At 43.4% G+C, this 281-nt stretch carries 1 protein-coding gene; it reads left to right on the top strand.

Going from position 1 to position 281, the window contains the following annotated elements; genetic code table 11:
* Nucleotides 1-281, top strand: a 281-nt coding sequence (locus tag ACG9ZB_RS17240) for an aminotransferase class I/II-fold pyridoxal phosphate-dependent enzyme (RefSeq protein WP_419326845.1), incomplete at both ends; no start/stop codon positions are given.

Here is a 281-nt window from a genome sequence, read left to right on the forward strand (position 1 = left end):
ATTCAAACCTGATTGTTAGCCGTACTATGTCTAAGTGCGTTGGTTTAGCAGCACTCCGTGTTGGTTTTGCTTTAGCATCGGCAGAAGAGACAGATTTCATAAATCGTATACGTCAGCCGTTTAACGTCAACCATTTAGCCATGGTGGCAGCAGTTGCTGCACTGAAAGATGAAGATTTCATTGAGAAATCACGTGTGGTCAATAAAGCGGGCATGGTGCAACTTGATACAGGGTTTAAAGCGCTAGGCCTAAACTATGTGCCTTCTCGTGCTAAGTTTTTT

Source organism: Acinetobacter johnsonii (assembly GCF_048551975.1).
Classification (GTDB): Bacteria; Pseudomonadota; Gammaproteobacteria; order Pseudomonadales; family Moraxellaceae; genus Acinetobacter; species Acinetobacter johnsonii_A.